Source organism: Microbacterium sp. VKM Ac-2923 (assembly GCF_022815605.1).
Taxonomy (GTDB): Bacteria; Actinomycetota; Actinomycetes; order Actinomycetales; family Microbacteriaceae; genus Microbacterium.
In genome coordinates this window covers 19,389-33,614 of sequence record NZ_JALGRP010000001.1, presented here as the reverse complement: position 1 = coordinate 33,614, position 14,226 = coordinate 19,389, and the positions used below count along the sequence as shown (strand labels likewise).

The 14,226-nt window shown below is 72.5% G+C and carries 12 protein-coding genes; 7 read left to right on the top strand and 5 right to left on the bottom strand.

The annotated features are described in order from the left end of the window. Positions 1-164: 164 nt before the first annotated feature. From MT347_RS00120 to MT347_RS00100, 5 genes are all read right to left on the bottom strand, one after another. Entirely contained in the window at positions 165-1,262 is a 1,098-nt protein-coding gene (locus MT347_RS00120; RefSeq protein WP_243497040.1) for an FAD-dependent oxidoreductase, read from the bottom strand. Continuing rightward, positions 1,259-1,966, bottom strand: a complete 708-nt coding sequence (locus MT347_RS00115) for a GNAT family N-acetyltransferase (RefSeq protein ID WP_243497038.1) — start codon at positions 1,964-1,966, stop codon at positions 1,259-1,261. Before MT347_RS00115 ends, MT347_RS00120 begins: the two co-directional genes overlap by 4 nt. A 98-nt stretch (positions 1,967-2,064) precedes the next feature. Then, positions 2,065-2,910 (bottom strand): DUF1684 domain-containing protein, encoded by an 846-nt coding sequence (locus tag MT347_RS00110; RefSeq protein WP_243497035.1) that lies wholly within the window; start codon positions 2,908-2,910, stop codon positions 2,065-2,067. Between the two features lie 69 nt (positions 2,911-2,979). Further along, positions 2,980-4,347 carry an NtaA/DmoA family FMN-dependent monooxygenase gene (locus MT347_RS00105; RefSeq protein ID WP_243497034.1) on the bottom strand — a complete coding sequence of 456 codons (1,368 nt, stop codon included), beginning with the start codon at positions 4,345-4,347 and terminating at the stop codon, positions 2,980-2,982. 14 nt (positions 4,348-4,361) lie between these two features. Continuing rightward, entirely contained in the window at positions 4,362-5,561 is a 1,200-nt protein-coding gene (locus MT347_RS00100; protein ID WP_243497033.1) for an LLM class flavin-dependent oxidoreductase, read from the bottom strand. Between the two features lie 188 nt (positions 5,562-5,749). Here MT347_RS00100 and MT347_RS00095 point away from each other — a divergent pair, with 188 nt between their 5' ends. The 7 genes from MT347_RS00095 (at position 5,750) to MT347_RS00065 (ending at position 13,975) form a co-directional block, all read left to right on the top strand. After that, positions 5,750-6,466: a GNAT family N-acetyltransferase gene (locus MT347_RS00095; protein WP_243497031.1), complete on the top strand. Its 717-nt coding sequence runs from the start codon at positions 5,750-5,752 to the stop codon at positions 6,464-6,466. A 46-nt stretch (positions 6,467-6,512) separates the two neighbouring features. Further along, entirely contained in the window at positions 6,513-6,971 is a 459-nt protein-coding gene (locus tag MT347_RS00090) for a prevent-host-death protein (RefSeq protein ID WP_243497030.1), read from the top strand. Between the two features lie 2 nt (positions 6,972-6,973). Continuing rightward, the gene (locus MT347_RS00085) at positions 6,974-7,324 is read left to right on the top strand and encodes a hypothetical protein (RefSeq protein WP_243497029.1); all 351 of its coding nucleotides are present in this window, start codon (positions 6,974-6,976) and stop codon (positions 7,322-7,324) included. 65 nt (positions 7,325-7,389) lie between these two features. Then, positions 7,390-8,409 (top strand): LLM class flavin-dependent oxidoreductase, encoded by a 1,020-nt coding sequence (locus MT347_RS00080; RefSeq protein WP_243497027.1) that lies wholly within the window; start codon positions 7,390-7,392, stop codon positions 8,407-8,409. A gap of 1,071 nt (positions 8,410-9,480) precedes the next feature. Continuing rightward, on the top strand, positions 9,481-10,671 hold the full coding sequence (locus MT347_RS00075) for an LLM class flavin-dependent oxidoreductase (protein WP_243497026.1): 1,191 nt from the start codon (positions 9,481-9,483) through the stop codon (positions 10,669-10,671). Next, positions 10,668-12,065 carry an NtaA/DmoA family FMN-dependent monooxygenase gene (locus MT347_RS00070; RefSeq protein WP_243497025.1) on the top strand — a complete coding sequence of 466 codons (1,398 nt, stop codon included), beginning with the start codon at positions 10,668-10,670 and terminating at the stop codon, positions 12,063-12,065. Before MT347_RS00075 ends, MT347_RS00070 begins: the two co-directional genes overlap by 4 nt. Then, a complete protein-coding gene (locus MT347_RS00065; protein ID WP_243497024.1) occupies positions 12,062-13,975 on the top strand; it encodes an FAD/NAD(P)-binding domain-containing protein in 1,914 nt (637 codons plus the stop codon). The genes MT347_RS00070 and MT347_RS00065 overlap by 4 nt, the downstream gene beginning before the upstream one ends. The last annotated feature ends 251 nt before the right edge of the window (positions 13,976-14,226 follow it).

The following is a 14,226-nucleotide window of genomic DNA, read 5'->3' as shown; positions in this document are numbered from 1 at the left end:
CGAGAAATGTGCAGTGGGGCGGTCGCCACCCGCCCCATTGCACATTCCGCGCCCCGAACCTTCGGCGACTTCCGGTGCCTCGACCTCCGCGACTCGAGCGCTGCGACTTCTCGCGCCCCGAACCCCGCGTCTTCTCGCGGCTCGAACCCCGCGTCGAGGAGTTCTCAGCGCGACGCCAGGGCCGCGAGCATCCGCCCCACCACCGGCGTGAACTTGAAGCCGTGGCCGGAGAAGCCCGCGCCCACGACGACCGGTCCGACTCGATCGAGCACGAAGCGGGCGTCGACGGTCGAGGTGTAGGTGCAGGTGATCTCGCTGAAGGTCGTGGCATCCACCCCGGGAAGCCACTCGTGGGCGTAGCGGACGAGGGCCGAGGTCAGCGCGGGGTCGGGGACGAAGCTGCGGTGGTCGGGGTCGACCTCGGGTCCGGCCGCGTGCCACCCGGCTTTGACCCCTTGGCCGGGGGTGAGCATCCCGTAGACCGGCGCGCGGAACCACGCCGTCGCCGGGTCGGTGGAGTCGGGATGGTGGTTGAAGCCGGGCCAGACGCTCGCGGGGTCGCGTGGGCGGAAGTGCGCCGGCTGTTCCTGCGTCACCCGCAGCGCGGGGAGGCGTACGCCGCGAACCGTCGCGAGCGTCTTCGCCGTCCAGGCCCCCGCCGTGCACACGAGCCGACGGGCACGAACGCGACGGGGCCCCTCGGCATCCGTCACGGTGAACCGCACGTCGTCGTCGCCGTTCACCTCGACCTCCGACACCGCGGTGCGCCAATGGACACGCGCACCGGATGCCGCGGCGCCGGCCAGGAACGCGGCGACCGAGGCGTCGGCATCCAGGCGTCCGGCCCCGGGGGTGTGCAGCACGGGACCGGCGAAGCGCAGGCCGGGCCACCGCGCCGAGGCAGCGGACGCATCGAGAAGCTCGGCGTCGAACCCGCCCGCGGCGATCGCCTCGGTCGCGGCGGCGAGGTCGCGCCCGGCGCCGTGCGTGACGATGCCGGTGGTCTCGAGGAGCGCGACGCCGGCCTCGGACTCGAGCTCGTGCCAGAGAACGCGCGCATCGCGCAGCCAGGCGAGGTACTCGGGCTCGGTGTACGCGACGTTGAAGTTGCGCGAGGCGCCGTGCGAGGCCCCTCGCACGTGCCCGGGCTCGAACTGCTCGAGGACGGTCACGGAACGGCCTGCGCGGGCGAGATGCCACGCCGTGGCCGCCCCCATCGCGCCGGCGCCGACGACGGCGACGTCGAGGATCTCGTCGGTCATACGGGGGCCGGGGCGGACGGCGTCGCGGCGGACGGCTCGGCGGGCTGCAGCTCCGCGGCGGACGGCTCGGCGGGCATCGGCGCGGCCAGCGCCGGCTCCGCAGGCAACGGCTCGGCCAGCGCCGGCACCGCAGGCAACGGCTCGGCCAGCGCCGGCTCCGCGGCGGTCGGCGACGCGACCGACGAGGTCGCGATCGACGACGTCACGACCAGCGGCTTCGCGAAGCACCGCGAGGCGGGGAACCGGACGTAGGGCGCGAACGTGTCGATGCGGTGATACCCGATGCGCTCGTACAGCGCGATGGCCTCGGGCTGACGGTCGCCCGTCTGCAGGATCAGGCGGGTTGCGCCGCGGTCCGCGCCGACGCGCTCGAGCTCGGCCATGAGAGCCCGGCTCGCGCCCTGTCCGCGGGCTCGGCGCTTGACGAACACCCGCTTCACCTCGAGTTCGTCGCCAAGCGCCCGCAGGGCCGCGTGGCCGACCGGGTCACCCGACGCGTCGTGCACCAGGATCACGTCGACGATCGTGGCGGGATCGACCGCGAAGTCCTCGGCGAGAACGGCCCTCGTCTCGCCGTCGAACGCGGCGAACGCGTCGGCGTAGCGCGGACCGATGTCCTCGTCCATCGCGGCGCGCAGAACCACGGCCCGCTCATCGTGCCAGTCGACCCGTTCGATCGTCCACGCGTTGTCCACCGCCGTCATCCGGCCAGTATCCCGCCGACCCTCGAGCTCGCCCGCGGAGCCGGAAACCGCGGGTAACACGGCGGGGTATGGCCCGGTGCTCGTCGCGGCCGTGGGCCTCACGCGGTGCGCGGTGCGACGATGCCGGCGGCGGTGATCTCGCCCGCCACGCGCGCGTGCGGGATCTTCTCCCCCGCCTCGACCGCGAACGGCAGGCGGTTCTCGGCCGGGGGCAGCGGGCAGGTGGCGAAATCGGTGTACGCGCAGGGCAGGTTCGTCGCGCGAGTGAAGTCGAGGGTCGTGCGGCCCTCGGCATCCGGTGCGGCCACCGTGATCGACCGGTTCGCGGCGTACGTCGTAACTCCGCTGGTGGCGTCGGTGAACAGCACGAGCAGGTCGTCCGGGCCGTGACCGGGGAACGCGACGAGGCGGTGCGTGTCGCCGTCGAACGAGAACTCCAGGTATCCCGGCGCGTCGTAGACGTGCACGAGCCCGTCGACGGCAGCGCCGACCTCGTGCGGTCGGGGGGTGGCGAAGGCGACGAAGCGCGCCTCGACCCGCCACCGCGCGTCAGCGGGATACGTCGGCGTCCCGGTGTACTGCGCGAGGAACGGCGCATCGGACCGACGGGGGCGCACGATGTCGCGGCCCCCACGCCGTGCCACCTCGATCACGCCCCCGTCGAAGCCCACGGTCTCGCCCCCGCGTTCGGCCAGCGGGCCGAAGGCGTGACGGCCCGACACCGCCACACCCGCGACCTCGAGCGACTCGCCGTCGGCGAGCTCCACGACCGGTCCGTCGCCACCCGTCGACCATCTCCCCGGCAGGCCCGGGATGCCGGCGGCCCGCTCCCCGAGCCAGTACAGACCCGTGACGGCGAGGAACCCGTGCGGATCAGCACGGCGCTGCTCGTGCCGGAGGTGCCACTGGTCCCAGTCGTGGGTGAAGGTGTCGTGCGCGGTCATCGTTTCCTCGTTTCGCGGGTGAAGTGGGGGACGGCGCCGGGGCGCGGCATCCGTCGGTCGGGGGTGTGCTCAGACGAGGGATGCCGTGAGCGCGGCATCCGGGGTCGGAACGGGAAGGCCGAGGTTCTCGCGGAGCGTGGTGCCCTCGTACTCGGTGCGCAGCGAGCCGCGCTCCTGCAGCAACGGAACCACGCGGTCGACGAACTCGTCGAGACCGGAGGGCACGATGTGCGAGCCGAGCACGACGCCGTCGGCTCCGTCCTCCTGCACGAACGCGTCGAGCTGATCGGCGACCTGCGTGGGGGTTCCGATGTACTGCGGACCGCGGGCCACGGTACGGGCGAGTCCGCGCAGGGTGAGCCCCCGCTCTTCGGCGAGGTCGCGCCAGCCGCGCACCGTCTGGAAGCGATCCTGGAAGATGAACGCACGCCCCTGGATGAACGTCGGCGCCTCGGGGTCGGGATCGATGTCGGGCAGTGGCCCGTCGAGATCGTAGGCCGACAGGTCGCGGTTCCACACCTGCTCGAACGTCACCTGGATGGTGCGGTCGCTCAGCTGCTGCTCGAGGATGCGACGCGCCTTGTCCTCGGCCTCGGCGCGGGTGTCGCCGAGGACGAAGCCCGCCGACGGCAGGATCTTCACGTGATCGGGATTGCGCCCGAAGCGCGCCGCCCGCTCCTTGATGTCGGCGAAGAACGCCTTGCCCTCGGCGAGGCTCGAGTAGGGCGAGAAGATCGCGTCGGCGGTGGATGCCGCGAAGTCCCGCCCCTGCGGCGACACTCCCGCCTGCATGATGACCGGCCGGCCCTGCGGACTGCGCGACACGGTGAAGCGTCCCTCGATGTCGAACTGCGCGCCGTGGTGCGTGAACGCCCCCGCGTCGGCATCCCGGAGGAAGACCCCGGCCTCCTTGTCGGCCGCGATCGCGTCGGTCGCCCACGAGTCCCACAGTTCGCGGATCGTGGCGACCGTCTCCTCGGCACGAACGTACCGGTCGGCGTGCGGGAGGAACCCGCCCCGACGGAAGTTCGCGCCCGTATACGCGTCGAACGAGGTGACGACGTTCCATCCCGCCCGCCCGCCCGAGAGGTGGTCGAGGCTGGCGATCTGCCGCGCCAGCTCGTACGGCTCGTTGAAGGTGGCGTTGAGGGTGCCGACCAGGCCCAGGTGTTCGGTGACGGCGGCGAGAGCTGCGAGCACCGACAGCGTGTCGGGACGTCCGGCGATGTCGTGGTCGAAGATCCGCCCGTCGCGGGCGCGCAGGGCGAGTCCCTCGGCCAGGAAGAAGTAGTCGAAACGTCCGCGTTCGGCGGTCTGCGCGACATGGCGGAAGGTCGAGAACGCGATCTGGCTCCCGGCATCCGGGTGCTCCCAGGCGGTGTGTTCGTTGACGCCGCCCACGTAGGCGGCGAGGATGATCTGCTTGCGCGTGGTCATGGTGTCTGGTCCTTTCAGGCGACCGGGGCGGCGTAGCGACTGGGGAGCCCCTCGGTGAGGCCCAGGCGGCCCCGAAGAGTGGCGCGCGTCGTGGGTTCGGCGAGGCCCCGGCGACGAAGTTCCGGAACGAGGTCGTCAGCGATGCGGGGCAGGTCGTCGGTGGCGACGCCCGGACGCAGGCGCACCCCGTCGACGCCGGCGGCGGCGAGGTCGGCGATCACGTCGGCGACGGTGGATGCCGAGCCCGCGACGATCCGCGCATCGGAGACGAGCGGTCGGCCGAGGGCGTCGAGGCGGGCGAGCCGTGACTCGGCCGTCTCGTCCGGCGCGTCGAGCAGCACCACGAGGTCGGCGATGACGCGCAGGGGTTCACCCTCGCGGCCCACCGCCCTCTCGGCATCGTGCACCTCGGCGAGGATCGCGTGCGCGTGAGGGACGTCGGTCGGCGTGACGAAGACGAGGTCTGCGGCACGTGCGGCCAGGCGATACGGCACCTCGGCGTGCGCGAGGGCCGCGACGACGGGCTGCCCCTGCGGCGGACGCGGGGTGATCGAGGGACCGCGCACCGAGAAGAAGCGGCCCTCGAAGTCGATGCGGTGCACCTTGTCGGCATCCAGGAATCGGTCGGTGGCGGCGTCGCGGATCTCGGCGTCGTCCTCCCAGCTGTCCCAGAGCCGGCGCACGACCTCGACCGCGTCGGCGGCCTCGTCGAACGCGTCGTCGACGAACGACCGGAAGGCGGGATCGTCCACGGCGACGTCGCCCGGATGGGCGCGCCGCCCCACGTGGGCTGCCTCGTCGGCGCGGGCCGAGACCTTGGCCTGGAACCCGGCGCGCCCCTCGCTCACGTAGTCGAGCGTGGCGACCGCCGTCGAGACGTGGAACGGCTCGGTGTGGGTCAGCGTTGCCACCGGGATCAGTCCGATGCGCTCGGTGAGGGGCGCGACGCGCGAGGCGATCAGCACGGCGTCGAGCCGGCCGCGCACCTCATCGGTGCGCTCATCGCCGGCGAGGAACCGCTCGGACTGCAGCGCGAGGGAATCCTCGATCGTGACGAAGTCCAGGCCCGCTCGCTCGGCGGTGCGCACGAGGTCGACCCAGTAGTCGGCGGTGAACAGGTCGGCCGGCCGCGACGAGGGCTCGCGCCACGCGGCGGGATGCCATCCGGCACCGTCGAGGGCGACGCCGAGGTGGAGGGGGTGCGGTGCGGTCATGGGATGCTCCTTCGGGTCGTCCGGATCGTGCACCGAGAATGCGACCGTCGCACCTCCCGCCGCGAGTCCGGCGACACGCGGTGACGTCAGCCGTCATCAACCGTCGTGGTGCTTCACACGCCGTCATCGAATGGCGGGTGCGGCCGCCCGACGTTGCGCGCGAGCAAGGACCGGCGCAGAGTGTCCCGGTGACCTCCGCCCCGACCCTCGACATCCCCCACGCCGACGCCACCGTCCTCGACAACGCCGCCTGGCATTCCTTGGCAGGCCCGCACGCGTCGTTCGCGATCGGCGGCGATCTCGTGCGCCGCTATCCCGCTGACGTCGCCCCCTTCGTCGCGGTGCGCACGTGGGACGAGCCCGGAGTGTGGGACGCCCTGCGCGACCTCGTCGGACCGGGCGCCGACGTCGGCCTGTCGGGTTATGAGGGCGGGATCCCCGAGGGCTGGGAGTTCCTCGGCGGCGGCGAGGGCGTGCAGCTCGTCGAGACCGACGCGCTGCAGACGCGTCCCGACGAGGAGGCGATCGAACTGGATGCCGACGACGCGGCCGACATGATCGCGATCGTCGACCGCAATCAGCCCGGGCCCTTCCGGCCCCGCACCTACGAGCTCGGCCGGTACATCGGCATCCGTCGCGAGGGGCGTCTGGTGTCCATGGCCGGCGAGCGCCTGCACCCCACTGGATGGACCGAGATCAGCGCCGTCGCGGTGGATGCCGACCACCGACGCCAGGGCCTCGCCTCACGTCTCGTGCTCGATGTGGCCTTCCACATCCAGCAGCGCGGCGACCGCGCCCTGCTGCACGCGGCGGCGACGAACGTCGGCGCGATCGCGGCGTACGAGCGGCTCGGGTTCGCGTTGCGGCGGCGGAATCAGTTCGCCGCGGTGCGGACGCCGGCCTGAGCAGGAACGTCTCGACTTCCGAACACGTTCCGAATAGACTGCGAGTGTGCCCCTCACCGCAGCGCTCCCTCCTCACACCCGACGCTCTTCCGACCTGAGTAAGCACTCGGCCGAAGTCTTCGCCGAAGCCGAGACTCATCCCGTGACCGTCACTCGACGTGATGGCGAGTCACTGGTGCTCATGACCCAACGCGAGGCGCACGGGCGGGCACAGTTGCTGAATTTCGCGGCCCAGCTCATCACGGTGACCCTCGACGACGAGGGGTCATTGCCCGACCGCATGGCGAAGTCGTTCCCGTGGATGCTCGCACTGACAGCAACCGACCGCGAGCAGTGCGCCAACGATCTCGTGGACGCCGCGAGGGCTTCGTTCGCGACCGATCAACCGCACCTCGCGCTCGCCGAGTTGACCTCGTGGAGAGAGACCGCGGTGGCCGTGGCCGCGGGGCTCGGTGACGCCCGGGTCGAGTGGCTCGACGACGGCGAGACGGTCGAGCGCCCCTGAGCATGGCGGCATCCAGGAAGGGCGAAAACGTTCCCCGCCCACCGAAGAAGACAGAGTTCGAGGTGCGCTTCGCCACGACGGATGCCCGTCGCGGTTGGCTGGACCTCGTCGCCACGATCAGGAACGCCATGGCCGACACCTGGGACTTCCTCACCCGCACTCCGCTTACGACGACGCCGACGAATTATCAGCTGAGGGGCGAGCTGGGAACCATCGTCCGCGGGAACGTGACGCATGAGCGCTGGCAGCACAAGCCCACCCTCAAGGGCGGCGCTCGCGTCTGGTTCTACGTCGAAGAACGCACTGTGTGGCTCGAGCAGGTTCATACGAGCCATCCGAACGAGACGAAGTGACACAACACACGTTGCTGTGACGGCGAGTGACGACAGGCGACAGTCGATCCCGGCATCCGGTTAGCGTGACCGGTGTGACCCGGCCTCTCCGCTCCCTCGGCTTCCTGACCATCGGCCTCTTCGACCGCGAGAACCCGCGCGCCGGGCACGAGACGACCCTGTCGATCATCCAGCGCGGCGAGCGTCTCGGCTTCGACAGCGCGTGGCTGCGCGACCGGCACCTGCAGTACGGCATCTCCTCCCCCGTCGCGGTGCTGGCCGCGGCATCCCAGCGCACGAGCCGTATCCGCCTCGGGACCGCCGTCATCCCGCTCGGGTGGGAGAACCCGCTGCGCCTCGCGGAAGACCTCGCGACAGTCGATGTGCTCAGCGGCGGGCGGCTGGAGCCGGGCTTCTCGGTCGGTCCGCCCCGGCGCCTCGACGAGATCGCGCCGGCGCTCTACCCCGACACGGCCGAGCACGAGGAGTTCGGGTACGAGCGTCTCGGGCGCCTGCGCCGTTTCCTCGCCGGCGACCAGGTCAGCCCCTTCGCGGGCACCGAGGGCATCGAGGAGTACTCCGAGCGCGTCGAACCGCACGCGGCGGGTCTTTCCGACCGGCTCTGGTACGGCGCCGGGAGTCCGGCATCCACGACCTGGGCGGCCGAGAACGGCTTCCACCTGCTCACCAGCAGTGTCATCCAGTCGACGACGACGACCGACTTCGACACCGAGCAGGACGCGCAGATCCGGCTGTACCGCGAGACGCACCCCGACGGCGAGAACGCCCGGGTGTCGCAGGGCCTCGTCGTGGTGCCGACCGACACCGCCACACCCGACCAGCGTCGGCGGTACGCGGCCTATGCCGAGTCGCGGCGCGGGCGCGTCGGCATCCCCCAGGGTCCGCGCGGGATGCTGTTCGCCGCCGACCTCGTCGGTACGTCCGATCAGATCGCCGAGCAGCTGCACGCGACTCGCGCGTTCGGCCAGGTCGACGAGGTGGCCTTCGCCCTGCCGTTCGCCCTCGAGCCCGACGACTACGCGCAGATCCTCGAGGACATCGCGGGGCGGTTGGGACCGCTGCTGGGGTGGACGCCGGGAGGCTGATCGGCCGCACGGCGATGTGGGGCGGTCATCGGTGGCGACCGCGCGGCGGCGCGGCGCGGCGGGGTCGGGGTGGCGGCGGGCGCAACCTCAGCGATTCGCACAACCTCAGCCCGAAACCCGCGAAACTCACTGACCTCACGCAAATCCCTGACCTTACGCGCAGCGCCACCGGCGGGCACGGGCGCCGCCGGCGGGCGCCGGCGCGACCCCCAGGCGTGCACAACCTCAGCGATTCGCACAACCTCAGCCGGCATCCGCGAATCTGGACTGTCCCCACGCGAATCCCTGACCTCACGCACAGCGCTGCCGGCGGGCACGCACGGGCGCCAGCGGCGGGCGCAGGCCCCGCCGGCGGGCGCGGGCGCGACCGCCTCGCGGGCACAACCTCAGCGATTCGCCCAACCTCAGCCCGCATCCGCGAATCTGGGCTGACAATGCGCACATCCCTGACCTCGCGCGCACCACCCGGCGACCCCGACCGCGACCGCCGGCGACCCCGACCGCCGCGTCGAACCCGCGGGCATCACCGCGCGGAAGGGACACGCCTCACCCCTGCCGCGCCACCGCCCGGCCCAGCCGCGCCGCCGCCTCCCGCAGCTGCGCCTCGCCCGTGTCGCCGTAGGCGAGGCGCAGGCGAGGCGCAGGCGGCGCGCGGCATCCGTCCCCGGGCCCGACGTGAAGAACGACCCTCGCTGATACTCGACGCCCTCGGCGCTGGCGTCGGCAGCGAGTCGGTCGGCGTCGATGGCGTCGTCGTTCAGACGCGGCGGCTCGCACCTCCCGCCTCGCGCGTCAGGCCTCGCGACTTGTTGAGTGTCCACAACACCCGGACGAAAATTCGCGGCGTCCGGGTGTCGTGGACACTCAAGTGGGGGATGCGGCCGACCCGCTGCGCGCCCGCGGCACGCGCGCCCGCGGCACCACGTGCCTCCGCGCCCAGAGCGCACTCGGCGGCACGCCGTAACAATGACGCCTCGCGGCACTGTATGACGGCCGCGATTGTGCCCGCACGACCGCGGCGGCACAGTGGGCCTCTCGGCGGGACCGGCCCGCCGCGAAGGGATGTCTCCGATGCCCGATCGCATCCACCTCGCCGTCGCATTCGACGGCGCCGGCTGGCATCCGGCCGCCTGGCGCGAGTCCACCGCCCGCCCGACCGAACTGACCTCGGCTTCGTACTGGCGCGACCTCGCCCGCACGGCCGACGGCGCGGGCCTGCTGCTCGCAACGATCGAAGACGCGCTGAGCCTCGGTGGTCGCACCCTCGAAACGGATGCCGAAACCCGGCGCGACCGCGTCCGCGGACGCCTCGACGCCATGCTGCTGGCGTCGTTCCTGGCCCCGGTCACGCGCCGCATCGGCCTCGTGCCGACGGCGACCACCGCGCACCCGGAGCCCTTCCACCTCGCCACGGGACTGCAGACCCTCGACCACGCCAGCCGCGGACGCGCGGGCGTGCGGCTCGTCGCGGGCTCGACGCCGCAGGAACGCGCGAACTTCGGACGCCGCACCGACGGGCCCACAGGATTCCCGGCATCCGGCCGCGTCGAAGACGACCCCGCGCTGCTCGCCGCCTTCCGCGAGGCCGGCGAGGTCGCCGACGTCATCCGTCGACTCGCCGACTCGTGGGAGGACGACGCGATCGTGCGCGATCTCGAATCGGGAAAGTTCCTCGACCGGGAGCGCGTGCACAACGTCGCCTTCGAGGGCGAGTTCTTCTCGATCACCGGCGCCTCGATCGTGCCGCGCTCCCCTCAGGGTCAGCCCCTCGTCACCGCCCTCGCGCATCAGACGATCCCCTACCGTTTCGCCGCGGAGCACGCCGACCTCGTGTTCATCACGCCTCGCGACGCGGCCGCGGTCGGCGGCATCCTGAGCGAACTCGCCGACGGGACGCGCGACGAACCCATGCGCGTGTTCGCTGACCTGCTCGTGCTCGTCGAAGAGACGCGGGCCGAGGCCTACGCGGTGTGGAACCGCCTGCAGGATCGCGCGCCGCTCACCACCGACGCCCGGGTGGTCGTGGGTACCGCCGACGATGTCGTCGACGAGATCCGCGCCCTCGCCGAAGCCGGCGTCGACGGCGTGCGCCTGCGACCCGCCCGCCTTCCGGCCGACCTCGACGCCATCGCCGACCGGGTCGTGCCGCGCGCCGCGAGTGCCGGCATCCTGCTCCCCGACGACGGCGCTCCCACCCTCCGCGAACGCGTCGGTCTCCCGCGCCTCGCCAGCCGTTACGCCCGTCAGGAGGTCGGCGCATGACCCGCCGCCAGATCCATCTCGCCGCCCACTTCCCCGGGGTGAACAACACGACCGTCTGGACCGACCCGGCCGCGGGCAGCCAGATCGACTTCTCGTCGTTCGAGCACTTCGCCCGCACCGCCGAGCGTGGCTTCTTCGACTACCTGTTCCTCGCCGAGGGGCTGCGGCTGCGCGAGCACCGCGGACAGTTGCACGACCTCGACGTGGCGGGACGCCCGAACACCCTCGCGATCCTCACCGCCCTGGCCGCCGTCACCGAGCACATCGGCCTGGTCGGCACGCTGAACACGACGTTCAACGAGCCGTACGAGCTCGCGCGCCAGCTGGGCACCCTCGACCTGCTCTCGGGCGGCCGCGCGGGGTGGAACGCCGTGACCAGTTCCGACGCGTTCCACGGCGCGAACTTCCGCCGCGGCGGCTACCTCGACCACGCCGGCCGGTACGTGCGGGCCTCCGAGTTCGCCGAGCTCTCGAAAGCGCTGTGGTCGTCGTGGCGCGACGACGCGATCGTGGCGGATGCCGAGACCGGAGCGTTCCTGCGCGACGACGCCATCGCGCGGGTACGGCACGAGACGCGGTTGTTCGACGTCGACGCGGTGTTCGACGTCCCCCGCTCCCCGCAGGGCCGGCCCGTGATCGTGCAGGCCGGCGACTCCCCCGACGGCCGCGACTTCGCCGGCGCGCACGCCGACGTGATCTTCTCGATGCACACCGAGTTCTCCGACGCGCAGCAGTTCTACCGCGACGTGAAGGGGCGTCTCGCCGCGCACGGCCGCGACGAGGACTCGCTGAAGATCCTGCCCGCGGCGACCTTCGTGCTCGGCGACACCGCAGCCGAAGCCCGCGAGCACTCGCGCGAGATCGCCCTCGCCCAGGTGCGCCCGCAGACCGCGATCACCTACCTGGAGCAGATCTGGAACCGCGACCTCAGCGGCTACGACGCCGACGGTCCACTGCCCGACATCGAACCCGACACGGGCGTCGAGACCGCGCAGGGCTTCGCCGGCCGGCACGCGGCGATCCGCTCCCGCGTCGGGCAGCTGCGCGCGCAGGCGACCGCCGAGAATCTCAGCATCCGCGAGCTCGTCGTCCGCCTGACCGCGACGCACACCTTCGTCGGGACGCCGGAGCACGTGGCATCCGAGATCGACCGCTACGTCCAGGAGCGCGCGACCGACGGCTTCACCGTCGTCGGACACGTCACCCCGCACGGCCTCGACGCCTTCACCGAGAAGGTCGTGCCGCTGCTGCAGGAGCGCGGGTCGTACCGCCGTTCTTACGACGACGGTGCGACGCTGCACGACCTGCTCGGGTTGCCGTCGGTGGTCGCGGACGCTCCTTCCGGCCCCGGGTCGCTCCCCGCGCTCGACACCGCGACGGCCTCCGCGCGATGAGCGACCGGGCGACGCGGCTCGTCATCGTCGGCGCGGGGCCGCGCGCCGTGATGCTCGTCGAGCGCCTGCTCGCCCGCCGCACCAGGGCTGCGGCTCCAAAGCTGCACGTCACCCTCGTCGACCCGCACCCACCCGGCGCCGGACGCATCTGGCGGCGCGAGCAGTCTCCGCTGCTCAAGCTCAACTCGATGGCGCGCGACGTCACCGTCTTCACCGACGAGACCTGCACGATCGCCGGCCCCGTGCGTTCGGGCCCCTCGCTCATCGAGTGGGCCGAGCGCGTCCGCGAGGGAACCCTGCCCGACGTCGACATCGCCGACCCCGACCTGGATGCCGAGCTGCGGGCGCTGCGCGGGGACAGCTTCCCCACGCGCAGGCTGCAGAGCGTGTACCTCGACTGGTTCTGGCGGCGCACGGTCGCGATCGCGCCCCCGGGCGTCGAGGTGCAGTGGCACCGCGGCGCCGTGCAGTGGGTCGACGACACGGTCGACGGGTACGAGGTGGCGCTGGCCGACGGCATCCGCCTGCCCGCCGACGTCGTCGTCTACGCCCTGGGCCACAACGGGCGCGAGCCCGACGGCGAGACCCGCCGGCTGCTCGCCGCGTCGGCCCACGCCGGCCTGACGTACGTGCCCCCGTCGTTCACGTCCGATGCCGATCTGTCGGTTCTCGGCCCGGGCGACGATGTGATCGTGCGCGGAATGGGCCTGGCCGCCGTGGATGCCGTCGTGCTCCTGGCCGAAGGACGCGGCGGCCGCTTCACCCGCTCGGCGGAGGGCGCGCTGCGGTACGAGCCCTCGGGACGGGAACCGCGGCTGCACCTGGGCTCGCGCCGCGGAGTGCCGTACCGCTCCAAGGTGTCGTCGGAGGTGCAGGGCGACCCGCCGATCCGTGAGGTGCTGACCCCGGCTGCCATCGCGAAGCTTCTCGCGCGGCCGGGCACCCTCGACTTCCTCGACGACGTCTGGCCGCTGGTCGCGCGCGAGCTCGTCTGGGGGCACTATCGCGAGCTGTTCACCGGTCACCCCGACCGGGTCACGACGACGTGGGAGGACTTCCGCGCGACCCTGCGCGAGGTCGACGGCGACACCGCCGCCCTCCGTCGCGCGGTCGCCGCCGTCGTGCCCGACCCCCTCGACCGCTTCGACGTGCCCGCCCTCGACGTGCCGCTCGGCACCGAGACGTTCGCCGATGCGGCCGAAGTGCACCAGCGCGTCCGCCGGCACGTCCTCGACGACCTGCACCTGCGCACGACCCAGGAACGCAGCACCGCGCAGGCGCTGTTCATCACGATCCTGCTGTCGTTCCTGGCGCTGTCCGACATCCCCACCGAGCGCTGGAGCGCGCGGTCGCGGGCCACCGACCTCCCCGTGACCTGGCACACGTTCTTCAGCTACGTCGCCTCGGGTCCCCCCGCGCACCGCCTCGAGGAGATCGTCGCCCTCGCCGACGCGGGCGTCCTGCGCTTCCTCGGGCCCGACGTCACCGTGCGGATCGTAGAGGGCCGCTTCGTGGCATCCTCTGCTCGGGTTCCGGGCGAGGTGGTCACCACGTCCCTCGTCGACGCCTGGCTCCCGGGCAGCGGCGCTGCCGCAAGCGAGAACCCCGCGCTGCGCGAACTCGCGACGCGGCACGGCCGCGAGGTGCACGTCGCCGACGACACCTTCACCGGTTCGCTCGGCCGGATCGATGTCGACCCCGACGGCCGCGTCATCGCTCGCGACGGCATCCCGCGCGCGGCGCTGTTCGCGCTCGGCCCCTTCACCTCGGGCATGGAAGCCGGAGCGTTCACCCGCCCCCGCTCGAACGCCCTCTCCCTGCGGCAGACCGACCGGGTCGCGGGAGCGGTGGCGGAGGCCGTGGCGTCGGTGCGCGTGGCGCGGCGCGCGGGGGTGGGTGCGGGCCGCTGAGGCTGGTCGGGTGTCCGGAACACCCGGACGAGAAGTCGCTTCGTCCGGGTTTCGTGGACACTCGACTCGTCTCGCGAGAGCCGCGATGCGGCGTCTGCGGTACCGGGCCTTGCGCGGTGTGCGGGGCCTCGGGCTACGGCGCAGGTGTTCGGGGCCTCGGGCCACAGCGCAGGTGTGCGGGGCCACGGGCTACAGCGCAGCTGTGCGGGGCCTCGGGCTACGGCGCAGGTGTGCGGGGCCGCGCCGAATCT